The following is a 25466-nucleotide window of genomic DNA, read 5'->3' as shown; positions in this document are numbered from 1 at the left end:
AGGGGGTGAGCAGAGCTTGTCAGGCCCGGGCGGGGATGCTGAAGTGCCGCTCTTGGTTGCGATCGCGTAGCGTGGGAGGCGGCGCTGATGGACAAAATTCTCGAAGCCGCAAAGGCGATCGCGTTGGCGCGCCGCAACCACGCGCCGCTCGCGGCGCTGGAACACCCTCCCGCCGACGAGGCCGAGGGTTATCAGGTCCAGCGCGCGCTGCATGATCTCTTGCTGCCACACGTCGGGCCCCTGGTCGGCTACAAGATCGGCTGCACCAGCCAGGTGATGCAAGACTATATCGGCATCCCCCATCCCTGCGGTGGCGGCGTGTTCCAGAAGGGCGTGCACGACAGCGGCGTGAAACTCGCGGCCTCCGGCTATGTCCGTGTCGGCGTCGAATGCGAGATCGCGGTGCGGCTGAAGCGCAACCTTGCCGCCGGCGAGGCGCCGTTCACGGCCGAATGGGTCGGCGAGGCCGTCGAGGCCTACCATCCCGCCATCGAGATCGTCGACGACCGCTACGTGAAGTGGGAGACGATGGGCGCGCCGACACTGATCGCCGACGATTTCTTCGCCGCCGGCTGTGTGCTGGGCGAAGCGGTGCCGCGCTCGTCCGTGCCGGACCTGAAGGCAATCAAGGGCCGCGCCATCGTCAATGACGAGGAGGTCAGCCACGGCACCGGCGCCGACGTGCTCGGCCACCCCCACAACGCTCTCGCCTGGCTCGCCAATCATCTCGCCGCTGAAGGCAAGGGCCTTCATGCCGGGCAGCTCGTGCTGACGGGCAGCCTGGTGAAGACACTGTGGCTGAAAGCCGGTGACAAGGTGCGGATGGAACTGGACGGGCTGGGGACGGTGGAGGCCGAGTTTAAGTAACACGGTGCGGCTTGCTCCGCCGTCATTCCCCGCGAAGGTGGGGAATCCAGTACGCCGCGCTGCATCGGTTCAGCAACGAAGGCCTCGGACTACCGGATCGTCCGCCTTTCGCGGACGATGACAGCTGAATCGCCAAAAATACATGCGGCCCTCGCCAGGGGAGCTAGCGAGGGCCGCGTAGTACATCGTCGTTCGCGCCTAGGTTCGCGAACACGATGTGGGAGCTCGGGAGAGAGTTAGAAGGGCAGCAGCACGTCCATGACTTGCTGGCCGTAGCGCGGCTGCTGCACGTCCGTGATCTGGCCGCGGCCGCCATAGGCGATGCGGGCCTGCGCGATCTTGCTGGAATCGATGGTGTTGTCGCTCTGGATGTCTTCGGGGCGGACGATGCCGGCGACCACGAGCTCGCGGATCTCGTAGTTGACGCGGATCTCCTGCTTGCCTTCGACCACGAGGTTGCCGTTCGGCAGTACCTGGGTCACGACTGCCGCGACGTTGGTCTGCAACGCTTCCGTGCGCTGCACGCTGCCCTTGCCGTCGCTGGAGGCGGTGGAGTCGGCGGTGAGGATGCGGCCGGGCAGCACCTTCTGCGCCTGGACGCCGAGCGTCTTCGAGCCGATGAAATCGGTGATACCCGAATCTTCCGAGTTGGTGCGGCTGCGCTGGGTCTCGTTGGAGAGGTTCGCCTTGTCGGTGATGTTCACGGTCACCGTCAGGAGGTCGCCGACATGCGTGGCGCGCTGGTCCTTGAAGAAGGCGCGGCTGCCGTTGCGCCACAGCGAGTTTGGATTGTAGGAGGCGACTTCCGGCTTCGGCATCGGCATCTGCACCGGCTTGTAGCCGGGCTGCGCCGTCGGATTTTCGATCGCGGACAGTTTGGGTTGCTCGCCGATCTGCGACAGGCGGTCGATCGACGAGCAGCCGCTTGCGAGCGCGCAGGTTGCGAGCAGCAGGCCGGAGAGCACGACGCGACGGAGACGGGAAGCCGAACTGAAAGCGGACATGACTAACTCTTACTTTGCTTGAGCTTGCGAGACGCGAGCTTGCGGGATCTGGGCTTCTGCGATCTGGGCCGGCGACGCCGGAGCCTGGACCAGGTTCCGGAGGAGGGCTGCGGTGTCGACGGGGGCGGGCGCTTCGTCGCGCTTGAGCGAGGAGGTCTGCTCGACCGCAGGGGCCATCGGCGCGGACTGGCTGGCGCCCTGCACCGTCACCTGGCCGCGGCCGGTAACGACGCCGGTCAGCGTGCGCTTGGTCTGCAGATTGAGGACGCTCACGGTGTCACCTTCGGCGCCGCTCTCGATCGCCTTGCCGCGGGTGGTGAGATAGATCCCGGGGACCTGGTAGATGACCGTGACGCTCTGGTCGCGCGAGACGAATTCGGGCTTGGCAATGTCGGCGACGCGGATCGGTGTGCCGGCGCGCATCGGCCGGCGCAGCTGCATGCCGACCGCGCGCTCGCGCAGAGCGGGCTCGCCGGTCACTTCCGCCTTCGGCCGGCGCTCCTGCGCGACGTCGGAGGACTTCAGCATCTCGCTGCGGTCGATGTCGCGGGTCAGGACGGCGACTTCGACGGTCTCGATCGCAGTACCGGTCAAGCGCAGCTTGGTCGGAACCGGATTGCTGTCGTTGTTGATTTCGAAGGCGATGTCGAATCGGCCGCCGCGGGCATCGTAACGGGTCGCGACCGCCTGCAGCGCGCCGGTATTGGAGGCATCGAGGCGCATGTCGGAGACGCCGCGGTCGAAGGTGACGGTGATGTTGGCGGCATCGCCAAGGCCGAAGCGACGCTCGAGCGCGGAGGCGACCGCGTTTTCGAGATCCTTGTTGGCGATCGTGCGGGCAAGGCGGGTGACCTGGACTTCCTTGATGTCGCCGGTCATCACGCCGATCACCTGCTTGGCGCGGAGCACGCTCAGGACCTGGGCGACCGGCAGCGCGCCGGTGGTGCCGAGATCGGGCGAGCGATAGACCGGGATCAGCGCGGCCGAGCCGGCATTGTCGATGAGGTCGCCGACCCGCACCACATCCGAGGAGACGGTGACGTTGGCGCGCAGCGTCGGCGTGGCGATGCCGTCGTCGGCGGCCCGCGCCGGCAGCGCCAGCGCGAGGACGACCGAGAGGGTGGCGAGCGTGGTGCGGATCATGGTCATCACTCAGCGGAACAGCGCCGTGGTCGATTGCATCATCTGGTCGGCGGCGCTGATCACCTTGGCATTCATCTCATAGGCGCGCTGCGCGGCGATCAGGTCGCTCATCTCCGAGACGACATCGACATTGGCCTGCTCGAGGCTGCCCTGGGTGATCTTGCCGTAGCCTTCGGAGTTGGCGGTGCCGTCCTGCGGTGCGCCTGATGACGTCGTCTCGGTGAACTGGTTGCTGCCGACCGGCTGCAGGCCCGCCTTGTTGATGAAGCGGGTCACGCCGATCTGGCCGAGGACGGTGTTGCTCGACGAGCCCGGCAGCGTCACGGTCACCTGGCCCTGCTCGTTGACGGTGATGCCCGAGGCGTTGTTCGGGATCGTGATGGTCGGCTGCACCGGGTTGCCCTGCGCGGTGACGACGCGACCCTGGTTGTCCATCTGGAACGTGCCGTCGCGGGTGTACTGGTAGGTGCCGTCAGGCATCAGAATCTTGAAGAAGCCTTCGCCCGAGATCGCGAGGTCGAGGTCGTTGCCGGTCTGCGACAGCGTGCCCTGGGTCATGCTGCGCGGCGTGCCGACGGTCTTGACGCCGCCGCCGATGTCGACGCCGACCGGCAGGATGGTGCCCTGGTCCGAAGCCTGGGCGCCGACGCGGCGGATGTGCTCGTAGATCAGGTCCTGGAACGCCGCGGTCTGCTTCTTGAAGCCGGTGGTGCGGAGGTTGGCGATGTTGTTGGAGATCACCTGAACGTTCAGTTCCTGTGCCGCCATTCCGGTCGCTGCAGTGTGAAGCGCCTGCATGTCAGTTCTCCCTCAATCAGGCCGGAACGTCGGCGAGCTTTTCGATCGCCGATTTGTGGAGGTCGCTCTGCTGCTGGAGCAGGTTGGCGATGGCGGTGTAGCTGCGCATCACCTCGACCATGCGGCTCATTTCGCCGACCGAGTTCACGTTCGACTTCTCGACGTAGCCCTGCTGGAGCGTGGACTTGGTGTCGGTCTGCTGGGTGGCGGAGCCGGTGTCGTAGAGATTGGCGCCGAGCTTGATCAGCTTGGCGGGATCGTCGAACGTCACCATGCGGATCTTGCCGCGGATGGAGTCGGTCTTGGCCGTGCCTTCCAGCACCGTCACGGTGCCGTCGGGGGCGACGTTGATGTCGTGGTCGGTCGGCTGGAACACGATCGGACCGCCGGTGCCGAGCACGAGGTTGCCGTCCGACGTCATGAGCTGGCCAGTGCTGCTGAGCGCGAACTTGCCGTCGCGAGTGTAACGCTCGGCGCCATTGGCCTGCACGGCGAAAAAGGCGTTGCCGCTGATCGCCATGTCGAGCGGGTTGTTGGTCGCCTCCATCGGCCCCTGGCCGACGTCGCGATAGGTGCCGCGGTCCTGCACATAGGAGACCCGGCGGTCGGAGCCGACGAAATTGTCCTCATGCGCGTTCGAGTTGAGATACTCCTCGAACAGCGAATGGTCGGCCTTGAAGCCGTTGGTGTTGACGTTGGCGACGTTGTTGGCGATGACATCCATCTGCCGTTCCAACGTCATCTGCCGTGACAAGCCGATCAGAAGAGCATTCTGCATCGGTCAATCTCCCCTGCGTGAGATCCGCCATTTCGCTCTCCCAAGCGCCTTGGCCGATCCCGTGAACGAGGCCGTCGGGTTCTCCCAAACCGTTCGATCTCGGCCCTCTCTCAGCGAAAGCCGTGCCAACTCAGAAATATGTGTAAATACAGTCGGTTGGCTAATCTTCGCCGTTCGCAGCGGGCGGCAGAAAGGTTCTGTTAGCCATGTTTGCCCGGCAGATTTTTCCTAGCGGAGGCCCAATCGAAAGGTTCCGTTAACCATTATTACCGTAGCGTTTGCGCTTAAGAGGAGCGCATCGCGCTGGGACATTTGTATCGCGTCACTGTCTGCCAGGAGGCTTCGCTCTTTCTATTCCGTTTGAGATGAGCGAGCCCGGACGACCATGGCAGAGAATGAAGCGGAAGGCGGCGCAGCCGCCGAAGGCGCAGAAGCGGCTCCGCCGAAGAACAAGCTCAAGCTCATCATCATGGCCGTCGGCCTGCTTGCCGTCCTCGGCGGCGGTGCTGCGACCTGGTTCTTTTTCTTCCGTCATGGCGATGAGGAGCATCATGCCGAGACCGCGCCGCCGCCGAAGCCGCCGGCCTTCGTCGACGTGCCCGACATGATGGTCAACCTCGCCGGTGCGCCCGGCGAGCGCGTGCAATATCTCAAGCTCAAGATCGTGCTCGAGCTGAAGGAAGAGAAGCAGATCGAGGCGATCAAGCCGTCGATGCCGCGGGTCACCGACATCTTCCAGACCTACGTGCGTGAGCTCCGTTCTTCGGACCTCAACGGCTCCGCCGGCATCTTCCGCCTCAGGGAAGAGCTGACCAAGCGCGTCAACGCCGCGGTCGCACCGGTCCAGGTCAGTGCGGTGCTGTTCAAGGAAGTCGTGCTCCAGTGAGGATGCTGCGGAAGGGTACGGGCTAGCGCCATGGCCGGCAACGAGCAGATGGACCAGGATGCGATTGCCGCCCAATGGGAGGCGTCGCTCGATTCCGAGGATCCCGCGGAGGCCGCGAAGGCTGCTGCCGAAAACGAACTATCGGAGACCATGGCCCTGCAATGGGCGGCCATGGTCGAGGACGGCAGCCGTGATCTCGGTAACGGCAAGAATTCCGGCGAGCGGGTGCTGTCGCAGGAGGAGATCGACAATCTCCTCGGCTTCACCGTCGGCGACGTCACGCTCGACGACCATTCCGGCATCCGTGCGATCATCGATTCGGCGATGGTCTCCTACGAGCGTCTGCCGATGCTCGAAATCGTCTTCGACCGCCTGGTGCGGTTGCTGACGACCTCGTTGCGCAATTTCACCTCCGACAACGTCGAAGTCTCGCTCGACCGCATCACCTCGGTGCGCTTCGGCGACTACATGAACTCGATCCCGCTGCCCGCCGTGCTCTCGGTGTTCAAGGCCGAGGAGTGGGACAATTTCGGCATGGCGACGGTCGATTCCAACCTGATCTACTCGATGATCGACGTGCTGCTCGGTGGCCGCCGCGGCTCGAGCCAGCTGCGCATCGAGGGTCGGCCCTACACCACGATCGAGACCGAGCTCGTCAAGCGCCTGGTCGAGGTGGTGCTGGCCGATGCCGAGCAGGCGTTCCGGCCGCTGTCGCCGGTGACATTCACGATCGACCGGCTCGAGACCAATCCGCGTTTCGCCGCGATCAGCCGTCCCGCCAACGCCGCGATCCTGGTGCGCCTGCGCATCGACATGGAGGATCGCGGCGGCAACATCGAGCTCCTGCTTCCCTACGCGACCATCGAACCGATCCGGGCAGTTCTGCTCCAGATGTTCATGGGCGAAAAGTTCGGCCGCGACCCGATCTGGGAAGGCCATTTCGCCACCGAGATCGTGCAGGCCGAGATTTCCGTCGATGCCGTGCTCTATGAGGCCGACATTCCGCTCAAGCAGCTGATGCGGCTGAAGGTCGGTGACACGCTGCCGCTCGACATGCGCGCGGATGCCAACGTCACCGTGCGCTGCGGCGACGTCACCATCACCGAAGGACGTATGGGTCGGGTCGGGGAGCGCGTTGCGATCCGCGTGACGAAACCCTTGCGCAAGCCAAGTACGACACTTGCGATGTTCGAGAAGGTGGACGAACAGAACAAGCTGATGGAGGCCCCATGAACCACTCCCTAGGAATGGCGATCGAGACGCTGGTGGCTATCCTGCTGATGCTCACGATCGGCTACTGCATCCTGCTGAACAAGCGGCTGACGCGGCTGAAGGCGGATGAGCATTCGCTGAAGGCCGTCATCGGCGAGCTGATCACCGCGACCGAGATCGCCGAGCGCGCGATCGGCGGGCTGAAGCTCGCCGTGCGCGACGTCAACGAGAATCTCGGCAGTCAGCTCGCTGCCGCGACGCAGATGTCCGATCAGCTCTACAAGCAGCTCGGCGAAGCCGACAACGTGGTGCGCCGTCTCTCCAAGATTGCGATCGCCGCGCGCCCCGTGACGAATCCGGAAGTCGCCGCCGCGCCGGTGGCCAAGCCGTCGCCTGCGAAGGCGGTGGCGGCGGCTGCCGAAGCCTTCTCCGAGCGCCGAAGGTCCAACGGTCTCGCCGCATAAAGTCAGGGTATGAAGTCCTTTCGTAACATCCGCGTCATTCCGGTCGTCCTGGTTGCGGTCGCAGGTCTCGCCACGTTGAAGGTGGCGGGGCTCGTGATCAATGGCGGCTATGTCTTCGACTACAAGCCGAACAGCGTGAAGAAGTCCTGGGCGCAGGAAAATCTGAACTTCCCGACCGGGCGAGAGGATCCTGACATCACCGGCTCGACGCATGGCGAGCCGAAGGAAGCGCCGAAGCCGGCCGCGCCCGAGAGCAAGCCCGAGGGCACCCCGGTCAAGATGGAGGAGGCGCAGCCGCAGGTCTCGGCCTCGGAGCGCGCGATCCTGGAACGCCTGCAGTCGCGCCGCCAGGAGATCGAATCCCGCCAGCGCGAGATCGATATCCGCGAGAGCCTCTTGAAGTCGGCCGAGAAGCGCATCGAGAACAAGGTCGAGGAGATGAAAGCGGTGGAATCCCGCATCTCCGCGACCCAGGCCGAGCAGAAGGCCGCCGAGGCCGCGCGCATGAAGGGCCTCGTCACCATGTATGAAGGCATGAAGCCCAAAGACGCCGCACGGGTGTTCGACCGGCTGGAGATGGGCGTGCTGATCGAGATCGCCTCGGCGATCGCTCCGCGCAAGATGTCCGACATCATGGGGCTGATGTCGCCCGAGGCCGCCGAGCGCCTGACCGTCGAGATGGCACGCCGCGCCAACGGGGGCGGGGAACAGTCCGCTGCCGCCGGCGACCTGCCGAAGATCGACGGCAAGCCGACGCAAAAGCCGAATTGAGGGTTCATACTTAAGAAGTCCTTAATTGGCAAAACCTACATTCGAGGGCATGGGCCGGCACCAGTGCCGGCGTGGACCCGCCGAACCGGAAGAAATGCCGCCAATGGCGCGAGAGGCTGCCGCTGGATTTGTGTCGCGAGCCCGCGCTTTGGCGCACGGGTTGTCGCGTCATGTCCGCCGGGCCGTCTTGTTGTCGGCCTGCGCTCTGGTCGGCTTAAACACCATTGTTGCCCACGCGGCCGATGCAGTCAGGGGCGAGGCAAGCTTTTCGGCCGGCGGCGGCTTTGCCCGCCTCGTGATCAAGCTCGGCGAGGATGTTCCCTCCGAGGTGACGACCGCCGGCTCGATCCTCATCATTCGTTTCGACCGCCCCGTCGACGTTCCCGTCGATCGCGTGCCGGAGGGCGCGCCCGATTACGTCAACTCCGCCCGTCGCGACCCCGACGGCAGCGCGATCAGGCTGTCGCTGGCCCGCCGCGTCACCGTCAACACCATGAATGCCGGCGAGCGCACCTTCATCGACTTGCTGCCGGAGGGCTGGAAGGGCCCGCCGCCGAGCCTGCCGATGGACGTGGTGAAGGAACTCGCCGAGCGCGCCCGCGCGGCCGAGCGCGCGCTACGCGCCCAGCGTGCCGCGGCCGAGAGCAAGAAACGTCCGCCGATTCGCGTGCGTGCCTCGGTGCAGCCGACCTTCGTACGCTTCGTGTTCGAGATGCCCGACGGCGTCGGCGTCTCCTCGGTGCTCAACGAGCAGAAATTGACGCTCGCCTTCAACGCCAACCTCAATTTCGATCTTGCGGACGCCGTCGTCGCGGCACCGCCGAACGTTGCCTCGATCAAGCAGAAGGCTGACATCGACCAGACCAGCGTCGAGATCGCGCTGATTGGCGATTCCGACGTGCATTCCTTCCGCGACGACAAGAATTATGTCGTCGACGTCGCCTTCCAGCCCGACAGGAACAAGGCGGCAGCAACGCCTGAGGCCGCGATTGCGCAAGCCGGTGCCGGCGGTCACGGACCGGCCGCGGAAAAGCCGGCGGCTGCGAAACCGAAAGACGCCCATCGCGAGATCACGCAGCCGACGTCTGAGACGATCGCGCACGAAGCCAAGATCGACGTCAAGCCCGAGGTCAAGTCGGAGGCGAAGCCTGAAGCGCCAGCCACGATGCCGCTCACCGAGGCGCCGAAGCCGGCGCCGGCGGGCCCCGTGACTGAAGCGCCGCACGCCGCCGATGCGCCGAAGGAGGCGCCCAAGGAAGCCACGACGCCCGCAGCGCCCGCCGAGGAAGCGGCCGCACCGGCCGTGCCCGTCAAGCCGGCGGCGCCTGCGGTTGCCGAAGCGCCCAAAGAGGTTGTGGCGGAAGCAACCAAGGGCCCGGTCAAGGATGTTCCGAAAGAGGCCATGAAGGCCGATGTCAAACCTGCGCCTGCCAAAGCTGCACCCATAGAGGCTCAAGCCCCGCCGCCTCCTGTTGCCAGCGTCGATGCGCGGCGCGACAGCGACGGTTTGCGCGTGACGTTCCCGCTTTCAGTTGCAACGCCTGCCGCAGCATTCCGCCGCGGCGACACGGTGTGGCTGGTGTTCGACTCGCCGAAGCCGATTGATGTCGAAGCGATCCGCGCCCGGGGCGGTGCGATGATCGGCGAGGTCGGCCGCATGCCGCTCGAAAAGGGGCAGGCGGTGCGCATTCGTCTCACCCGTCCGCTGGTTTATTCGCTGACCAGCGAGGAGGTCGGCAAGGAGACCAACTGGCTGCTCACGCTTGCGGACAAGATCCAGGCGACGCCGCTGCCGCTGATGATGTCGCGCAACATCACCGATCCCGCGCTTGCCAACATCGCGATCCCCTTCGCCAATCCGGGCCTGCTGCACAAGCTCACCGATCCCGATGCCGGCGACATGCTCTATGTCGTCACCGCGCAGCGGCCGGTTCGCGGCTTCATCAAGCGGCAGGACCTCGTCGATCTCTCGCTGCTGGAATCCGCCCACGGCATCGCGATCCGGCCGAACTCCGACGAGGTCGGCGTCGAGGTCGGATCGGACAAGGTCATTCTCGGCAAGAAGGGCGGCCTGACGCTGTCGCCGGTCGACGTCTCGGCCGAGCGGGCACCGACCGCGGTGCGGCCGGTCTTCAGCCCCGAGGGCTGGCGCAAGGGCCAGTCGGAAGATTTCTGGACGCGTCAGAGCGAACTGATCACTGCGATCTCGGCCGTCGAGCCGGCGCAGCGCTCGCTGCCGCGGCTCGATCTCGCCCAGTTCTACATGTCGCGCGCGATGTATCACGAAGCCAAGTCCGTGACCGACTTGATGCTGTCCGATCCTCTCAACAAGGAGGAGAGCAGTGCGCTGATCATCCACGCGATCGCGAGCATCCTGATCGGGCGGCCGGCACAGGGCCTGAAGGATCTCGCCAATCCCGTGATCGGCAACAGCCACGATTCCCAGCTCTGGAAGGCGCTCGCCTATGCGCGCCAGGGCAAATGGGCAGATGCCCGCGAAAAATTCAAGAACGTCGAATTCGCCATCGCCTCGCTGCCGCTCGACATCCAGCGCATCGTGACGATGGATGCGATGCGCGCTTCGCTCGAGGTCAAGGACTATGCCGGCGCCTCCAAGCGCCGCGGCGAGATCGAGGTCGTCGGCGTCTCGCCGGAGGCGGCGCCGGGCTTTGCCGTGCTGCGCGGCCGGCTCGCCGAAGCGCTCGGCCACGACAAGGACGCGCTCGACGACTACAAATTCGCCGTCGCCTCCAACGACCGGCTGGCGGCCGCCGAAGCCAAGCAGCTCGAGGTCGCGCTGCGGCAGAAGCGTGACGAGATCGGCAAGGACGAGGCGCTGCACGAGCTCGAGACGCTGTCGATGACGTGGCGCGGCGATGCGATCGAGGTCAAGACGCTGCAGATGCTGTCGCAGCTCTATTCCGAGAACGGACGCTACCGCGACGCGCTCACCGCAGCGCGCACCGCGACCAGGCTGCAGCCGAACGCGGACGCCTCGCGCCAGGCGCAGGACCTGGCGTCTGATCTGTTCACGCAGATCTTCCTGGGGCCCAAGGGCGACGAACTGCCGCCGGTCGAGGCACTCGGGATGTTCTACGAGTTTCGCGAGTTGACGCCGATCGGCCGCCGCGGCGACGAGCTGATCCGCCGGCTGGCCGATCGTCTCGCCTCGATCGACCTGCTCGACCAGGCCGCCGAACTTCTGCAATACCAGGTCGACCATCGCCTCGAAGGCGCCGCGCGGGCGCAGGTCGCGGCGCGCCTTGCCATGATCTATCTTGCCAACCGCAAGCCCGACATGGCGATCACGGCGCTGCGGGCAAGCCGCATCAGTGACCTCTCCGGCGAGCTGCGGCAGCAGCGCCTGCTGCTGGAGGCGCGCGCGCAGAGCGACGTCGGCCGCCATGATCTCGCGCTCGACATCGTTTCCAACGTCACGGGACGCGAGGTGTTGCGGCTGCGGTCCGACATCTTCTGGGCGGCGCGGCGCTGGCGCGAGTCCGCCGAGCAGATCGAGCTCTATTACGGCGAGCGCTTCCGCGACTTCAAGCCGCTCAATGCGGTGGAGAAGAGCGACATCATCCGCGCCGCCGTCGGCTATGCGCTCGCCGACGACTCGATCGGGCTGTCGCGCTTCCGCGAGAAATATGCCCCCCTGATGAGCGAGAGCGCCGATCGGCTGGCTTTCGACATCGCCAGCAAGCCGGCTGCGGCCTCCAGCGCCGAGTTCGCCGAGATCGCAAAACTCGCAGCAAGCGTCGACACGCTCGACGGTTTCCTCCGTGAGATGAAGCAGCGCTTCCCCGACGCCACCGCGCGCGCGCCCGCCGCCCCGCAGGCCAAGGACGAGACCGAGCATACCGGCTCGCTGCCGACGATCCCGGTCGTGCGACAGATCAAAATGACGCGGTAGCGAGGCGGGCTCGCCCTGCTCGTAATGACGGGGGAGGGGCCGGAGGCTATCGCTGAGGTGGAGGATGTCCCGTCTTCTCGGGGCGTAAGAGCGACGTCGAGGTCAACTACCCCCGTAACTCTGCACCAGACTTCCCGCCACCAGCGACCAGCCGTCGACCAGCACGAAGAAGATCAGCTTGAACGGCAGCGAGATCGTCGCAGGCGGGAGCATCATCATGCCCATCGACATCAGCACCGAGGCGACGACGAGATCGATGATCAGGAAGGGGAGGAACAGGAGGAAGCCGATCTCAAACGCACGCTTCAGTTCGGAGATCATGAAGGCGGGAACGAGGATGCGCAGCGCGAGCTCGTCGGGCGTCGCCGGCGGCGGCTCGCCGGAGAGATCCAGGAACAGCTTCAGGTCTTTCTCGCGCACATTCTTCTGCATGAAGCCGCGCAAGGGGACGGAGGCACGCTGCAGCGCGTCCTCGACGCCGATCTGGTTGGCGACGAGGGGGCGGATGCCGTCGTCGTAGGATTTCTGCAGCACCGGTCCCATCACGAAGAAGGTGAGGAACATCGCCAGCGCCAGGATCACCGAGTTGGGCGGCGCGGTCGCCGTGCCCATGGCGGTACGCAACAGCGACAGCACGACCACGATGCGCGTGAACGACGTCATCATGATCAGGATGGACGGCGCAATCGACAGCACCGTCAGCAGTGCGATCAGCTGTATCGCGCGCTCGGTGACGCCGCCGCCACCCTGGCCACCGAGATTGATGCTGATGTCCTGCGCATGCGCAGGCATCGCGAGCGACGTCGCGGCGATCAGGATGGAAAAAAAGAATACTCTACGCGGGAAGGACGGCAGCCTCACGAAGACGGCTTCGGACGGCCGAGCAGCGAGGCCATCTCGTCTTCGAGATTTTCAAAGCTGGTCTTCTCCGCTGCCGGCTTGGCCGACGGCGCCGCAGAGGGCGGCGGCTCGGCGCGTGCGGCGCGCGGCGGAGCCGCTGGCGGATCCGGCGCAACCGGCGGGGCGATGGTCTCGCCGGCCGGACGACGGAGCGCGGCCTCGAGACGCTGGGCCATCTCGGCGAGATTTTGCTCGGCACTCGACGGCGCGCCGGCAGCGGCTGGCGGCGGAACGAGCGGAGCTTGTAGTCCCGGCGGAGCCTGCGGTACGGGCGGAGGAGGAGGCGGCGCGGCCGCGCGCTCGGCACGCACCGGCGGCATTTTCGGCGGCTCGCTTTGGCGCGGCGGCCGCGGCATCAGCGGCGGCTCGCTGCGCGCAACGCGCGGCGGCATCGGCTCGGAACGGGGCTCACGCTCGAGACGCGGCGGCATCGGTTCAGGTGCGAAGCCGCCGAGCTGCGGCTCGCCGCGGCGTTCGGCCAGGGCGGGTGCCGGCCGACGGACCTCGTCGGCGAAAGAGGGACGTGCGGGCCGAGGCGGTGGCTCCGGCATCTGCGGTTCGGGATGGTCGAGCACTTCGGGCCGCGGGGCTTCATCGGCCCAGCTGCCGGCATCGGGCATCGGGGCGAGGCGCGGCGGCTCGGCGGCGCTGGGACGCTGCGGAATCTGATCGCGGCCGGCGGCGGCGCGCACGATGTTCGGTTCGACGACGATGTCGGTCGGGCCGCCGATCATCAGGAGATGTTCGACATTGTCACGGCGGACCAGCACTAAGCGCCGGCGGCCATCGACCGCAGCTGCGTCGATCACCGCGAGCCGGGGCATCCTGCCACGCTGGGTGTTGGCGCCGAGCCGGGTGGTCGCGAATCGGCGGACCAGCCACGCGGCGACGCCGATCAACGCCAGAACGACGATGAACGCGACGATGAAGGTGATAGGGCTACCGTTCATACCTGTCCCCGGTAAATGGCGCTTCTTTCGTGCCTATGGTCGGATGCGCCGACCGCGGGCGTGCGATGCCCCAAAACTGTGATCTCTTAACGTCTCGCGGCAAGTTTTGCCGTCCTCAACTCTTAATAACCTATGAATCGCCCGATCCAAAACGACTTCTTGGCCGATGCATGCGCCGCCAAGCGGTTGGGTTAATACGGCTTTTGGAATGCGTAGAATCACGGGGGGAGCCTTGCATGTTTCAATCAGAAACACGCATCCGCCCCGCCTTAACCACCTGTTAACCATACACGCGGCAAATTCTGCCTAGCTTCGGGCCAAGTCCGCACTTGGGCCCGGCCAGGCGGAAGGAGCCGCGACGATGTCCATCAACGATCTCCCGGTGCTGTCGGCGCTTCGCACCAAGATGCAATGGCACCAGGAGCGCCAGCGCGTCCTGTCCGAGAACGTTTCCAATTCCGACACGCCCAATTTCCGGCCGCGGGAGCTGGTCGAGCCGAAATTCGACAAGACCGGCACTGTCGCGAGTTCGATGGGGCCCCTGGCCATGACGGTCACCAGCGCCTCGCACATGACGGCCTCCGGCGCGGCCTCGATCTTCGACCAGAACAAGAATGCGGGTTTCGAGACCCGCCCTGCGGGCAATGCCGTCAATCTCGAAGATGAGATGATGAAGTCCGCCAACAACCAGATGGATTATGCGGCGGTGACCTCGCTCTATTCGAAGAGCCTGCATCTTCTGAAGACGGCGATCGGCAAGGGCTAGAGCAGCAGAGCTAGAGGAGCCTCATCATGGCGAATGACAGCAGCGACTTTGCCCGCTCGATGGCGATCGCGACCTCCGGGTTGCGGGCGCAGGCCGGGCGGATGCGGGTGATCTCGGAAAATATCGCGAATGCGGACTCGACCTCGCAGTCTGCAGGCGGCGATCCCTATCGGCGCAAGGTGCCGACGTTCTCCTCGGCGCTCGACCGCACGCTCGATGCGCAGGTCGTCACGCTCGGCAGGATCAAGCCCGACCAGTCCAGCTTCCGCGTCAAATACGAGCCGAACAATCCGGCGGCCGACGCCACCGGCAACGTCAAATATCCCAACGTGAATTCGGTGGTCGAGATGACCGATATGCGCGACGCGCAGCGGTCCTACGAGGCCAATGTCAACATCATCAGTGCGACGCGCCGGATGATCCAGCGCACGCTCGACATCCTCAAGAGCTGAACAGGACAATTGAGCCATGGCATCACCGTCAGTCGCCGCCAATGCTTATGCCAACCTCGCCCGGGTGCTGGAAAATACCGGCGCCGGTGCCGGCAAGGGCAGCGAAGCGAGCGGGCAATCCTTTGCCTCGCTGCTGAAGGACGCCGTCGGCAGCGTCGTGGAGTCCGGCCGCAAGTCCGACGCGCAGACCGTGGCGATGGCCAACGGCAAGGCCAATGTGATGGACGTCGTGACGGCGGTCGCCGACACCGACGTCGCGGTGTCCACGCTGGTCTCGGTCCGCGACCGCGTGATCGCGGCGTACGAAGACATCATGAAGATGCCGATCTGACGGTTGTCATTCCGGGGCGGTGCGAAGCACCGAACCCGGAATTTCGAGATTCCAGGTTCGCGCTTTGCGAGTCCCGGAATGACGGAAATTGCTGGAAGCGAGAATTCAAATGACCGGACCCGAGACCCTCGACGTCGCCCGCGATGCGATCTGGACCATCGTGATCGTGTCCTCGCCACTGATGGTGGTCGGGCTCGTGGTCGGCGTGATCGTGTCGCTGTTCCAGGCGCTGACGCAGATCCAGGAACAGACGCTGGTCTACGTGCCGAAGATCCTGGCCATCTTTGCCACAATGCTACTGGCGCTGCCATTCATGGCCGACGCGCTCCATTCCCACATGCTGCGGATCTCGTCGCGAATCATCGGCGGCTGAGGCACAATGCGCCCGCTATGCGCATCGACGTCTCGCTGCTGCCGGCGCTTGCCGCAGCCTTCATGCTTGCCTTCGCCCGGGTCGGCGCGATGGTGATGCTGCTGCCGGGGCTCGGCGAGACCAATATCCCGACGCGCGTAAAGCTGTCGATCGCGCTTCTGCTCACGCTGATCATCCTGCCGCTGCATCGCAACGCCTACCAGGTCGACATGGGCTCGCTCGCGCCGATGCTGGTCTTGATGCTGCATGAGATCGTGATCGGCATCGTACTGGGCGCAACCGCGCGCGTGACGCTGTCGGCGCTCCAGGTCGCGGGTGCGGTGATCGCGCAGCAGATGGGGCTCGGCTTCGTGACGTCGGTCGATCCGACGCAGGGGCAGCAGGGCGTTCTGGTCGGCAACTTCCTGACCATGCTGGGCGTGACCCTGCTGTTCGCCACCGATAGCCATCATCTGGTGATCGCGGCGCTGAACGACAGCTATGCGATCTTCGCGCCGGGCGAGACGGTGTCGAGCGGCGATGTTGCTTCGCTGGCCACGCGGGCCTTTGCCGCCGCGTTCCTGCTCGGCTTGCAACTGTCAGGGCCGTTCCTGGTGTTCGGCCTCGTCTTCAATATCGGGCTCGGCGTGCTGGCGCGTCTGATGCCGCAGATGCAGGTCTATTTCGTCGGTGTGCCGCTGTCGATCTTCGCGGGCTTCATGGTGCTCGCCGTGGTGCTCACGGCGATGATGGGCACCTATCTCGATTACTTCATCGGTGTCATGCACCAGATGCTGCCGCTCAAGTAGGTGATCGATGGCGGAAGACAACGATCCAGAAAGTCAAACAGAAGACCCGACGCAAAAGCGTCTCGAAGAGGCGCTCGAACGCGGCGACGTCGCCAAAAGCCAGGAGATCAACACCTGGTTCATGATCGCGGGCGGCACACTCGTGGTCTCGACCTTTTCCGGCTCGGTCGGCAGCGGGCTGCTGACGCCGATGCGCAATCTGCTCGCCAATTCCTGGATGATCAAAACCGACCCCGGGAATCTGCTCGCACTGATGCAGCAGATCGAGGTCGCGGTGTTAGCTGCAGTCGGCGTGCCGCTGTTGATGCTGGTGATCGCGGCCATTGCCGGCAACATGCTTCAGCATCGGCTGGTGTGGTCGACCGAATCCCTCACGCCCAAGTTCAGCAAGCTCTCGCCGGCCGCCGGCTTCAAGCGCATCTTCGGCAAGCAGGCGGGAGCGAACTTCCTGAAGGGCATCGGCAAGCTCGTCGTGCTCGGTACGGTCATGACCACGATCCTCTGGCCGGAGCGGCATCGCATGGAGGCGATGGTCAAGCTCGATCCGATGGCCATGCTGGGCGCCAGCACCGGCATGACCGTCCATCTGCTCGGTGCGGTGGTTGCGGCGCTCGCGATCATCGCCATCGGTGACTATTTCTTCCAATACCGCAGTTGGTTCCAGCGGCAGAAGATGTCGCTCCAGGAGATCAAGGAAGAGTTCAAACAGTCCGAAGGCGACCCGCACATCAAGGGTAAGCTCCGGCAATTGCGCCAACAGCGCTCCAAGAAGCGCATGATGGCGGCGGTTCCCAAAGCCTCGGTGATCATCACCAACCCGACCCACTATTCGGTGGCGCTGTCCTACGAGCGCGGCATGTCGGCGCCGATCTGCGTTGCCAAGGGCGTCGACAACCTCGCCTTCAAGATCCGGGAGATTGCGCGCGAGCACGACATCCCGATCGTCGAGAACGTGCCGCTGGCCCGCGCGCTCTATGCCACCGTCGAGATCGACCAGGAGATCCCCATGGAGCACTACCATGCGGTCGCCGAAGTCATCGGCTACGTCATGCGGATGAAGCGCGGTTTTAGTGCCGCACGGCAATAAAACCCCCGAAAAGTACCGGAAATGGCCGTAAACTGGGAATCAGCGTACCTTTCGCCCGTGCTACCCTTGCGTCTGCGGGTCCGATTCAGGCAGGGAGGACCCCGCGTGCCCCGTGGCGCGTTGATTCTCTGCCGACAGGCTACACCTGCGTGAAATGACTGCCGAGACCGACCACGACCTGTCACGCGAGCCCGTTGCGGCGCATGAGCCGTCGCCACGCTCGGGCAGCATTGCGCTGGTGCTCCTGGTGGCCACCGGCCTGGTCGCGGTCGCCATCGGGCTGATGACGCTCGGGCGCGCGCAGGCGCAGCCCTATATCCTTGGCATCCTCGCCGTGCTGGCGATGATCGGCCTGTTCAACCTGTTCGCCTTTGCCGCCGGCATCATCCGCTTCGTCGACCGCAATCTCGACGATCCCGTGATGGGGCGCATTGCCGACCACGCCTTCGACGGCCTGGCGGTGACCAATCCGCGCGGCCATGTGATCTATTCCAACGCGGCCTATCTGACGTTGACGGGCGCATCCGGCCCGCAGGATGTGCGGCCGGTCGAGCGTGTCTTCATCGGCAATCCTGATGTCTCCGAGGCCGTGTTCCGCCTGCTCAAGGCGGCGCGCGAGGGCAAGCGGCAGCAGGAAGAGGTGCGCATTTCCGGCCAGGACGGCAGCCACGGGCGCTGGCTGCGCATGCGGGTGCGCCCGCTCGGCACCGGAAAGCGCGAGGCCAAATACGCGGTGTGGTCGATCGCCGACATCACCCGCGACCGTGAGCGCCAGGAGGACGTGTTCCAGGAGCTCCAGCACGCGATCGAATATCTCGATCATGCGCCCTGCGGCTTCTTCTCGGTCAATCCCGCCGGCGAGCTCGCCTATGTCAATGCGACGCTGGCGAACTGGCTCGACTACGACCTCGCCGAGATCGGCTCCGGCGGCTTGAGGCTCGCCGACATCGTCTCCGGCGACGGCGCCTCGCTGCTGAGCGCGATTGTGGCCGTGCCGGGCGAGGTGAAGACCGAAGTCTTCGACATCGACCTGCGCATGCGCACCGGCAAGACCATGCCGGTCCGGCTCTATCACAAGCTCGCCTTCGGCGCCGATGGCGCGCCGGGCCCGTCGCGCACGCTCGTCATCAGCCGTGCCCGCGACGAGCGCAGCGACCCCGACCGCGCCGCCGAAGTGCGTTTCATGCGCTTCTTCGACCACACACCGATGGCGATCGCTACCGTCGATCGCGGCGGCAACGTCGTGCGAGCGAATGCGCGTTACGCCAAGCTCGCGCAAGCCCTCGGGCTCGACAGCGCCAGCAAGTCGATCTTCCGCGCTATCAACGCGCGGGACCGCCATCTGGTGATTGCGGCGATCAACCAGGCTGCCGAAGGCCAGGCTGACATCGCGCCAGTCGAGGTCGCGCTGGAGGGACCCAAGGAGCGCTGGGGCCAGTTCTTCGTCACGCCGGTCGATGCGGCCGAGAACGACGCTGAAGCCGCGATCGTGCACATGCTCGAGACCACCGAGCGGCGCGCGCTGGAGAACCAGATCAACCAGTCGCAGAAGATGGAGACGGTCGGCCAGCTCGCCGGCGGCATTGCCCACGACTTCAACAACGTGCTTTCCGCTATCATGATGGCGAACGACTTCCTGCTGAACGCGCACAAGCCGACCGACCCGTCGTTCCAGGACATCATGCAGATCAAGCAGAACGCGACGCGTGCTGCGACGCTGGTGCGGCAGCTGCTCGCCTTCTCGCGGCGGCAGACGCTGCGGCCGCAGGTGCTCGATCTCGGCGATGCGCTGAGCGATCTCACCATGCTGCTGCGCCGGCTGATCGGCGAGAAGGTCAAGCTCGACCTGGTCCACGGCCGCGATCTCTGGCCGGTCAAGGTCGACGTCTCCCAGTTCGAGCAGGTCATCGTCAACCTCGCGGTCAACGCGCGCGACGCCATGCCCGATGGCGGCAAGCTGATCATCCGCACCGCCAATGTCGCCACGGAAGAGGCCGGCAAGCTCGCCTATAAGGGCATGCCGGCGGCGGACTATGTGCGGATCGAAGTCGCCGACACCGGTACCGGCATTCCCGCCGACATCCGCGACAAGATCTTCGAGCCGTTCTTCTCGACCAAGGAAGTCGGCAAGGGCACCGGCCTCGGTCTTTCGACCGTGTATGGCATCGTCAAGCAGACCGGCGGCTTCATCTACGTCGATTCCGAGCCGGGGCAGGGCACCTCGTTCCACATCTTCCTGCCGCGCCATCATGCCGAGCCTGAAGTCCAGGTCGAGCAGCCGGTAGCGGCGAGCGTGACGAATGGCGCCGCGAAGGAAGCTGCGCCTGCAGCGGTGGAGACCAAGTCCCGCACCGATCTCACCGGGCAGGGCACCATCCTGCTGGTCGAGGACGAAGAGGGCCTGCGCGCATTGAACGCCCGCGGCCTGCGTTCGCGCGGCTACACCGTGGTCGAGGCCGAGAACGGCGTCGAGGCCATGGAAGCGCTGGAAGAGCAGAGCGGTGCGATCGATCTCGTCGTCTCCGACGTCGTGATGCCGGAAATGGACGGGCCGACCCTGCTTAAGGCGATGCGGGAGAAGAACCCGGATATCCGCTTCATCTTCGTCTCCGGCTACGCGGAGGACGCCTTCGAGAAGAGCCTGCCCGAGGGGCAGCAGTTCGACTTCCTGCCAAAGCCGTTCACTCTGAGCCAGCTCGTGGCGGCCGTGAAGGAGACGATGACGAAGCAGGGGTGAGGGCCGGCGTGTCGGCCCCACATTTCGCCATCATTGCCAGCCGCGAAAGCCGTTCATCCTGAATCGAAATAACGCCGGTAATCGGCGACCACAGTTCCCGTCCGCATCCAGCCAAGTGCCCGGCAAATATGGGCTTTTGCCACATCCCCGCGACTGAGGGCCGCAGCCGCGGGTTCCGAAACCGGCTTCCCTTTTGGTGAAGGCTGCCCATCTTACTGACACGTCCCCATGCCGGGGATTTGGGAAACGCACATGAAGTTCTCGCAATGGTCCCGCAGTCTCGTGAAGACGATTGCCGTCGTTCTGGCGCTGGCGCTGCCGACGGCGCTCGCGATCTCCTCCGCTGACGCCCGCGTCGGCGGCGGCGTCTCATCGGGTTCGCGCGGTTCGCGGACCTTCTCGGCCCCACCGTCGACCACGACCGCGCCGGGCTCGACCTCGCAATTCAACCGCACCTACAGCCAGCCGGGCGCCGGCATGAACACGGCTGCGCCCGCGCGCGGCGGCCTGTTCGGCCGCGGTGGCGGCTTCCTGGGTGGTCTTGCCGCTGGCTTTCTCGGCGCGGGCCTTCTGGGCATGCTGTTCGGCGGCGGCCTGTTCGGCGGTCTCGGCGGCCTGTCGTCGATCCTGGGCTTGATCATCCAGATCGTGCTCGTCGTGTTCGTGGTGCGGCTGGCGATGTCCTGGTGGCAGCGCCGCAATGCGCCGCAGGCGGCCTATGCCGGTGCTGATGGTGGCGCCGGGCCGGGAGCGCAGGCGAGCTATCGCAGTGGCCTCGGTTCAGGTCTTGGTGGCGGCTTCGGCTTCGGCGCCAACAATGCGCCGCTCGAGATCAAGCCTGATGATTACGAGGCGTTTGAGCGGCTGCTTGGCGACATCCAGGCCGCATGGTCGAACGAGGACGTTGCAAAACTGCATACGCTGGCGACGCCGGAGATGGTCTCTTATTTCGAGAAGGATCTCGCCGAGAACCGCGCACGCAACGCCGTCAACAAGGTGACCAACGTCAAGCTGTTGCAGGGCGACCTCGCGGAAGCCTGGCGCGAAGGCGAGACAGACTACGCAACGGTGGCAATGCGCTTCGCGCTCACCGACAAGACGGTCGACCGCAACACCGGCGCAATCGTCGCCGGCAGCGAGCAGCCGGGTGAAGTCACCGAAGTCTGGACGTTCGCCCGCCGCCCGGGCAGCCCCTGGGAATTGTCGGCGATTCAGCAGACCAACTGATCGCCTGAATATGAGAAATCAAGGCGTCGTGCTTCCCGCACGGCGCCTTTTTCTTTGGATGTCTCGCATCGCGGCATCGGAATAAGCGGGCGCGCGTCGGGTTGACATCGTGCGGCCAAATAAAAACCAACTGGGAGGACAAGATGATCCGTATCGAGCGATCAGTCACGATGTCAGGCCTCGCGCTCGCTGTAGCCCTGCTTGCGGCGCCATCGGCGCAAGCGCAGTCGGCCGATATGACGTTCTTCGTGACCTCCAACGGCCCGGGCAAGGGGGCCGATCTCGGCGGTCTGGAGGGAGCTGATGCGCAATGCCAGAAGTTGGCACAAGCCGGTGGCGCCGGCACCAAGACCTGGCGCGCATATCTCTCGACGCAAGCAGCCGACGGCAAGCCCGCCGTCAACGCAAAAGACCGCATCGGCAAGGGACCGTGGCAAAACGCCAAGGGTGCGGTGATTGCCAAGGACGTTGCCGACCTGCATAGCGCGGCCAACAATCTCACCAAGCAGACCGCGCTCAGCGAGAAGGGCGAGGTCATCAACGGCCGCGGCGACACGCCGAACCGGCACGACATCCTGACGGGATCGCAACCTGACGGCACCGCCTTTGCAGCGGGTGACGACAAGACCTGCAAGAATTGGACGTCGAGCAAGCAAGGCGCGGCGATGCTCGGCCATGCCGATCGCCAGGGCCTGCGCGACGACGAGCCGTCTAGATCCTGGAACAGCTCCCACCCCTCGCGCGGCCCCGACGGCGGCTGCTCGCAGGCCGACTTGAAAACCACCGGTGGTGATGGGCTGATGTATTGTTTCGCGGCGAACTGAGGGGCTGAGTTCTCTCCTGCGTCATTGCGAGCCACCGGATCCGCGCGAAGCGCGGCCCGACAGGCTCCGCGAAGCAATCCAGAGGCCCGCCGCGGCGACAGTCTGGATTGCCTCGCTACGCTCGCAATGACGGCGGACGCGGTGCCGCCGTTCCGCCTCACGCTGACGGAACATTCGGTCGCGTGCTACATTGGTTCCGTCGCTTCCACGCACACGGACCCCTTCCATGAAATACGAGCTCTATTACTGGCCCGAGATCCAGGGCCGCGGTGAATATGTGCGGCTGGCGCTGGAGGAGGCGGGGGCGGATTATGTCGATGTCGCACGCGGTTCGCGTGGCTCGGCCGCCATGATGAAGATGATGGAGGTCCATAAAGGCACGCCGCCCTTCGCGCCGCCGTTCCTCAAAGCCGGCAAGCTCGTCATCGGCCAGACCGCCAACATCCTGCTCTATCTCGGTGCCCGTCACGGCCTCGCGCCTAAGACTGAGGCCGGCAAACTCTGGGTGCACCAGCTTCAATTGACGGTCACCGATCTCGTGGTCGAGATCCACGACACCCATCATCCGCTCGGGCCGTCGCTGTACTATGAAGATCAGAAGCTGCCGGCGAAGAAGCGCACCGCCGAGTTCTGGGACGAGCGCGTGCCGAAATATCTCGGCTATTTCGAGCAGCTCTTCACCGAGAATGGTGGCGCTTACATCACCGGCCGCAGGCTGACCTATGTCGATCTCTCGCTGTTCCAGATCGTCGATGGGCTGCGCTACGCCTTCCCCAAGCGGATGAAGGCGTTTGAGAAGAAAATTCCCGGTCTCGTCGGCCTGCGCGACCGCGTGGCCGCGCGGCCGAACATCAAGGCCTATCTCGCAAGCGATCGCCGCATTCCCTTCAACGAGCAGGGCATCTTCCGGCAATACAGGGAGCTCGATGATTAGCCGGTCCGGACGGAGACTGGCGGCAGCCTCCGCTCCGGACCGGTCGCATCGGGCGCGATCGATCGCCCAAAGACGTCATGGCTCCCGACAGGCTGCGCGCGTCGGGGACCAGATTGATCGTCGGCATGATCGGGAACGGAAGAGAGGTCATGCTCGTCGGGGCAGGGTGGCTTGCAGAACATCATCGCGACTCGCGTTGTGGATCCGGATCGGAATAGCGCGCAGGTGCGGTTCCTCTCTAAAGAGGTCCGGCGGCTGTAGCGTCAGTCGATCGGAGGACCCACAAGGCTTTTCGGGAGGCACGAACGTGACGCGCGCTCACCACAATCCGGGCAGCAGGCGATAGCGCACCCGCGCGGTATAATCGGCATAGCCCGGCAGACCCGCGATCAGCGTGCGTTCCTCGATGCGAATGCGGACCGCGAGCAAGACCAGGAAGAGCGGCGCAATCGCAAGCCCCCACCACGAGCCGAGGATCAGCGGCACGCTGGCGAAGAACAGGATCATGCCGCTGTACATGGGATGGCGAACATGGGCGTAGGGGCCGGTCGAGATCACGCGCTGTGCGCGCTCGGCCTGCAGCTTCACCACGGGCGCGGCGAACGAATTCTCGCGAAAGACCCACAATGTGAACAGCGTCGAGGCGAGGAATAGCACGAAGCCGAGCAGCTGCCAGGCGACGTTCATGTCGGATGCAAGATGGCGCCGGTCGAGCCCCATTGCGACCAGCCAGCCCAGCATCCCTGCGATGAAGACGACCATGAAGACCTTGTCGGCGGCCGGCTGGTTCTTCTGAAGAACGGGGCGCAGACGCTCGGCCAAAAGCGCCGGATCGATCCGGTAGAGCCACCAACCGCAGAGCGGACCAAATAGGGCTGAGGTGACGAGAAACACCCACGCGCCCGGCCAATGCAGCGTGCCCGCGACGGCGAGCAGCAGCACGCCCATCGCGGCGGTGAAGATCATGTTCTGCAACAGCAGGCGTGCGATCATGTTCGATCCGGCTCCATCACGCCGATGCATTGATAGCACGCTTCCGACCAACATGCGGCCGGCGCGACAGGGTTTGCGTCAGATCTTGATGGGAGGTGTGAAGGCCGCAATGAGCCGCACCAGATCTGCCTGCCGTTTGGTTCCGGTCTTCGTGAAGATCCTGGCGAGGTGGGTCTTGATCGTCGTTTCGGCGACGCCCATGCTTCTGGCTACGTCAGGAACCCCGCCGATCTCGATGATGGAGAGGAAGACGTGCAGCTCGGCCGGCGTCAATTTGAAGAGCTTCCGGATGAGGTCCGGAGCGACGATCGTATCGAGCGCGGCCTTGCTGACGAACAGGACGGCGCAGGCCTCGTAGCTTGCTCCGAACATCTGCCGGCGCCCAGCGGTCAGCGGCACGAGATGCCCCACGTAATGCGAACCATCGCGGGCAGTCAGATGCAGCGAGATGCCCATCGTCGCGCGCTCGCCAAGGGCCGCGCCCGCCAGTGCCTGCCGCAGCATGCGATCCGCATTCAGGTCTGCTGTTGCGAGCCGTCCATGGACCGAACGGAGAACGTCGGCCTCGTCCAAAATCTCCCGCGCGCTCGCATTGGAGTGCGCGATGTGGCCGTTGGCATCAAGCAGCAGCACCGCGGCTCGCAGGGCGTCGAGCGTGTGGGTCGACGTCGTCTCCAATGCGTTCTGCTGCTGCAGCTTCTGTCGGATCAGCATGGCCCGCTGCATGTGCGGCGTGATGTGGGAGATCACCCGATACATCCTGCGATCGACGAGACCGCCGGCCTTCATGATCGAGAGGCGGGACAAACCAGCAGCGGACTTGTCGAGCAGGATGTTGGCGGCATCCTCGAGACCCTGCGGCCGTGTCCATTCGTTGTAGAACATGGTCGTCCGGAATTCGTCGACGTCGATCCAATCCCCGATCGTCTGGATTTGTCCGACCGGTGCGTGGAGCACGGCGCGCGACGGATCGAACGGCTCGTAAGTCTCGATATAGGATTGAACAAAGGTGGGGTCGACGCCGACAGCATGCGCGATCACGGCCTCGCCGGCGGCCCCGATTCGGACCAGGCCACCGCTTTGTCCGCCCGCGAGGTCAACGATGCCGCCAAGCGTCGACGTCCATCGGGAATCGTCGAGCGCCGCATCGTAGATGTCCCCCACCAGCGAGAGTAGCTCTTCACTCAGTTCCATTGGCTCGTCCCATCAGCGCATGGTTGGGCTTGTTCGGCCTCGCAGATGAGCACGCCGGATGTGGAAATTTGATG

24 protein-coding genes are annotated in these 25466 nt (G+C 65.0%); 16 read left to right on the top strand and 8 right to left on the bottom strand.

Annotated features, from left to right (window positions below):
* Positions 1–87 precede the first annotated feature (87 nt).
* Positions 88–867, top strand: coding sequence for a 2-keto-4-pentenoate hydratase (locus JQ587_RS11235; RefSeq protein ID WP_212425326.1), 780 nt, complete (start codon positions 88–90; stop codon positions 865–867).
* Between the two features lie 236 nt (positions 868–1103).
* On the opposite strand, the gene flgH is transcribed toward JQ587_RS11235, so the two are convergent.
* Genes flgH through flgF form a run of 4 tightly spaced genes read right to left on the bottom strand, consistent with a single transcriptional unit; the run spans position 1104 to position 4590 of the window.
* On the bottom strand, positions 1104–1871 hold the full coding sequence (gene flgH / locus JQ587_RS11230; protein WP_212302938.1) for a flagellar basal body L-ring protein FlgH: 768 nt from the start codon (positions 1869–1871) through the stop codon (positions 1104–1106).
* Positions 1872–1880: 9 nt separating this feature from the next.
* Complete coding sequence (flgA, locus tag JQ587_RS11225; RefSeq protein WP_212425325.1) at positions 1881–3014, bottom strand: flagellar basal body P-ring formation chaperone FlgA; 1134 nt, start codon at positions 3012–3014, stop codon at positions 1881–1883.
* Positions 3015–3023: 9 nt separating this feature from the next.
* Positions 3024–3812 (bottom strand): flagellar basal-body rod protein FlgG, encoded by a 789-nt coding sequence (gene flgG, locus JQ587_RS11220; protein WP_212302939.1) that lies wholly within the window; start codon positions 3810–3812, stop codon positions 3024–3026.
* A 16-nt stretch (positions 3813–3828) separates the two neighbouring features.
* Positions 3829–4590, bottom strand: coding sequence for a flagellar basal-body rod protein FlgF (flgF, locus tag JQ587_RS11215; protein WP_212302940.1), 762 nt, complete (start codon positions 4588–4590; stop codon positions 3829–3831).
* A gap of 385 nt (positions 4591–4975) precedes the next feature.
* Here flgF and fliL point away from each other — a divergent pair, with 385 nt between their 5' ends.
* From fliL to JQ587_RS11190, 5 genes are all read left to right on the top strand, one after another.
* The gene (fliL, locus tag JQ587_RS11210; RefSeq protein ID WP_212302941.1) at positions 4976–5476 is read left to right on the top strand and encodes a flagellar basal body-associated protein FliL; all 501 of its coding nucleotides are present in this window, start codon (positions 4976–4978) and stop codon (positions 5474–5476) included.
* Between the two features lie 30 nt (positions 5477–5506).
* Entirely contained in the window at positions 5507–6709 is a 1203-nt protein-coding gene (gene fliM / locus JQ587_RS11205) for a flagellar motor switch protein FliM (RefSeq protein WP_212302942.1), read from the top strand.
* A complete protein-coding gene (locus tag JQ587_RS11200) occupies positions 6706–7152 on the top strand; it encodes a DUF6468 domain-containing protein (protein ID WP_212302943.1) in 447 nt (148 codons plus the stop codon). The genes fliM and JQ587_RS11200 overlap by 4 nt, the downstream gene beginning before the upstream one ends.
* Before the next feature lie 9 nt (positions 7153–7161).
* Positions 7162–7923 (top strand): MotE family protein, encoded by a 762-nt coding sequence (locus JQ587_RS11195; protein ID WP_212425324.1) that lies wholly within the window; start codon positions 7162–7164, stop codon positions 7921–7923.
* A 103-nt stretch (positions 7924–8026) separates the two neighbouring features.
* Entirely contained in the window at positions 8027–11836 is a 3810-nt protein-coding gene (locus JQ587_RS11190; protein WP_212425323.1) for a tetratricopeptide repeat protein, read from the top strand.
* A gap of 102 nt (positions 11837–11938) precedes the next feature.
* On the opposite strand, the gene fliP is transcribed toward JQ587_RS11190, so the two are convergent.
* Together fliP and JQ587_RS11180 are read right to left on the bottom strand one after the other, a co-directional pair.
* On the bottom strand, positions 11939–12697 hold the full coding sequence (gene fliP, locus JQ587_RS11185; protein ID WP_212302946.1) for a flagellar type III secretion system pore protein FliP: 759 nt from the start codon (positions 12695–12697) through the stop codon (positions 11939–11941).
* Positions 12694–13686: a flagellar biosynthetic protein FliO gene (locus JQ587_RS11180; RefSeq protein ID WP_212425322.1), complete on the bottom strand. Its 993-nt coding sequence runs from the start codon at positions 13684–13686 to the stop codon at positions 12694–12696. Before JQ587_RS11180 ends, fliP begins: the two co-directional genes overlap by 4 nt.
* A gap of 361 nt (positions 13687–14047) precedes the next feature.
* Here JQ587_RS11180 and flgB point away from each other — a divergent pair, with 361 nt between their 5' ends.
* From flgB to JQ587_RS11130, 10 genes are all read left to right on the top strand, one after another.
* Positions 14048–14452, top strand: a complete 405-nt coding sequence (gene flgB, locus JQ587_RS11175) for a flagellar basal body rod protein FlgB (RefSeq protein WP_212302948.1) — start codon at positions 14048–14050, stop codon at positions 14450–14452.
* Between the two features lie 26 nt (positions 14453–14478).
* Positions 14479–14904 carry a flagellar basal body rod protein FlgC gene (gene flgC / locus JQ587_RS11170; protein ID WP_212302949.1) on the top strand — a complete coding sequence of 142 codons (426 nt, stop codon included), beginning with the start codon at positions 14479–14481 and terminating at the stop codon, positions 14902–14904.
* A 16-nt stretch (positions 14905–14920) separates the two neighbouring features.
* Positions 14921–15235, top strand: coding sequence for a flagellar hook-basal body complex protein FliE (gene fliE / locus JQ587_RS11165; RefSeq protein ID WP_212302950.1), 315 nt, complete (start codon positions 14921–14923; stop codon positions 15233–15235).
* A gap of 109 nt (positions 15236–15344) precedes the next feature.
* Positions 15345–15608 carry a flagellar biosynthesis protein FliQ gene (gene fliQ, locus JQ587_RS11160; protein WP_027534765.1) on the top strand — a complete coding sequence of 88 codons (264 nt, stop codon included), beginning with the start codon at positions 15345–15347 and terminating at the stop codon, positions 15606–15608.
* A 17-nt stretch (positions 15609–15625) separates the two neighbouring features.
* Positions 15626–16396 (top strand): flagellar biosynthetic protein FliR, encoded by a 771-nt coding sequence (fliR, locus tag JQ587_RS11155; RefSeq protein WP_212302951.1) that lies wholly within the window; start codon positions 15626–15628, stop codon positions 16394–16396.
* A 7-nt stretch (positions 16397–16403) separates the two neighbouring features.
* The gene (gene flhB, locus JQ587_RS11150) at positions 16404–17483 is read left to right on the top strand and encodes a flagellar biosynthesis protein FlhB (RefSeq protein WP_212302952.1); all 1080 of its coding nucleotides are present in this window, start codon (positions 16404–16406) and stop codon (positions 17481–17483) included.
* Between the two features lie 154 nt (positions 17484–17637).
* The gene (gene cckA, locus JQ587_RS11145; RefSeq protein WP_212425321.1) at positions 17638–20220 is read left to right on the top strand and encodes a cell cycle histidine kinase CckA; all 2583 of its coding nucleotides are present in this window, start codon (positions 17638–17640) and stop codon (positions 20218–20220) included.
* A 228-nt stretch (positions 20221–20448) separates the two neighbouring features.
* Complete coding sequence (locus JQ587_RS11140) at positions 20449–21447, top strand: Tim44 domain-containing protein (RefSeq protein WP_212302954.1); 999 nt, start codon at positions 20449–20451, stop codon at positions 21445–21447.
* A 143-nt stretch (positions 21448–21590) separates the two neighbouring features.
* Positions 21591–22271, top strand: a complete 681-nt coding sequence (locus JQ587_RS11135) for a lectin (RefSeq protein WP_212425320.1) — start codon at positions 21591–21593, stop codon at positions 22269–22271.
* Positions 22272–22497: 226 nt separating this feature from the next.
* Positions 22498–23205 carry a glutathione S-transferase gene (locus tag JQ587_RS11130; RefSeq protein WP_212425319.1) on the top strand — a complete coding sequence of 236 codons (708 nt, stop codon included), beginning with the start codon at positions 22498–22500 and terminating at the stop codon, positions 23203–23205.
* 318 nt (positions 23206–23523) lie between these two features.
* Here JQ587_RS11130 and JQ587_RS11125 read toward each other — a convergent pair whose 3' ends face one another.
* Together JQ587_RS11125 and JQ587_RS11120 are read right to left on the bottom strand one after the other, a co-directional pair.
* Positions 23524–24198 (bottom strand): methyltransferase family protein, encoded by a 675-nt coding sequence (locus tag JQ587_RS11125; protein ID WP_212425318.1) that lies wholly within the window; start codon positions 24196–24198, stop codon positions 23524–23526.
* A 78-nt stretch (positions 24199–24276) separates the two neighbouring features.
* The gene (locus JQ587_RS11120; protein ID WP_212425317.1) at positions 24277–25392 is read right to left on the bottom strand and encodes a helix-turn-helix transcriptional regulator; all 1116 of its coding nucleotides are present in this window, start codon (positions 25390–25392) and stop codon (positions 24277–24279) included.
* Positions 25393–25466 lie beyond the last annotated feature (74 nt).

It is taken from the genome of Bradyrhizobium manausense, from assembly GCF_018130615.1.
GTDB classification, from domain to species: Bacteria; Pseudomonadota; Alphaproteobacteria; order Rhizobiales; family Xanthobacteraceae; genus Bradyrhizobium; species Bradyrhizobium manausense_A.
This window is presented reverse-complemented; position numbering and strand designations above follow the sequence as displayed.

Bases quoted from the DNA above. Each gene is read 5' to 3' on its own strand.
- JQ587_RS11235 (WP_212425326.1), top strand. From the start codon at position 88: ATGGACAAAATTCTCGAAGCCGCAAAGGCGATCGCGTTGGCGCGCCGC.
- flgH (WP_212302938.1), bottom strand. From the start codon at position 1,871: ATGTCCGCTTTCAGTTCGGCTTCCCGTCTCCGTCGCGTCGTGCTCTCC.
- flgA (WP_212425325.1), bottom strand. From the start codon at position 3,014: ATGATCCGCACCACGCTCGCCACCCTCTCGGTCGTCCTCGCGCTGGCG.
- flgG (WP_212302939.1), bottom strand. From the start codon at position 3,812: ATGCAGGCGCTTCACACTGCAGCGACCGGAATGGCGGCACAGGAACTG.
- flgF (WP_212302940.1), bottom strand. From the start codon at position 4,590: ATGCAGAATGCTCTTCTGATCGGCTTGTCACGGCAGATGACGTTGGAA.
- fliL (WP_212302941.1), top strand. From the start codon at position 4,976: ATGGCAGAGAATGAAGCGGAAGGCGGCGCAGCCGCCGAAGGCGCAGAA.
- fliM (WP_212302942.1), top strand. From the start codon at position 5,507: ATGGCCGGCAACGAGCAGATGGACCAGGATGCGATTGCCGCCCAATGG.
- JQ587_RS11200 (WP_212302943.1), top strand. From the start codon at position 6,706: ATGAACCACTCCCTAGGAATGGCGATCGAGACGCTGGTGGCTATCCTG.
- JQ587_RS11195 (WP_212425324.1), top strand. From the start codon at position 7,162: ATGAAGTCCTTTCGTAACATCCGCGTCATTCCGGTCGTCCTGGTTGCG.
- JQ587_RS11190 (WP_212425323.1), top strand. From the start codon at position 8,027: ATGGCGCGAGAGGCTGCCGCTGGATTTGTGTCGCGAGCCCGCGCTTTG.
- JQ587_RS11180 (WP_212425322.1), bottom strand. From the start codon at position 13,686: ATGAACGGTAGCCCTATCACCTTCATCGTCGCGTTCATCGTCGTTCTG.
- flgB (WP_212302948.1), top strand. From the start codon at position 14,048: ATGTCCATCAACGATCTCCCGGTGCTGTCGGCGCTTCGCACCAAGATG.
- flgC (WP_212302949.1), top strand. From the start codon at position 14,479: ATGGCGAATGACAGCAGCGACTTTGCCCGCTCGATGGCGATCGCGACC.
- fliE (WP_212302950.1), top strand. From the start codon at position 14,921: ATGGCATCACCGTCAGTCGCCGCCAATGCTTATGCCAACCTCGCCCGG.
- fliQ (WP_027534765.1), top strand. From the start codon at position 15,345: ATGACCGGACCCGAGACCCTCGACGTCGCCCGCGATGCGATCTGGACC.
- fliR (WP_212302951.1), top strand. From the start codon at position 15,626: ATGCGCATCGACGTCTCGCTGCTGCCGGCGCTTGCCGCAGCCTTCATG.
- flhB (WP_212302952.1), top strand. From the start codon at position 16,404: ATGGCGGAAGACAACGATCCAGAAAGTCAAACAGAAGACCCGACGCAA.
- cckA (WP_212425321.1), top strand. From the start codon at position 17,638: ATGACTGCCGAGACCGACCACGACCTGTCACGCGAGCCCGTTGCGGCG.
- JQ587_RS11140 (WP_212302954.1), top strand. From the start codon at position 20,449: ATGCCGGGGATTTGGGAAACGCACATGAAGTTCTCGCAATGGTCCCGC.
- JQ587_RS11135 (WP_212425320.1), top strand. From the start codon at position 21,591: ATGATCCGTATCGAGCGATCAGTCACGATGTCAGGCCTCGCGCTCGCT.
- JQ587_RS11130 (WP_212425319.1), top strand. From the start codon at position 22,498: ATGAAATACGAGCTCTATTACTGGCCCGAGATCCAGGGCCGCGGTGAA.
- JQ587_RS11125 (WP_212425318.1), bottom strand. From the start codon at position 24,198: ATGATCGCACGCCTGCTGTTGCAGAACATGATCTTCACCGCCGCGATG.
- JQ587_RS11120 (WP_212425317.1), bottom strand. From the start codon at position 25,392: ATGGAACTGAGTGAAGAGCTACTCTCGCTGGTGGGGGACATCTACGAT.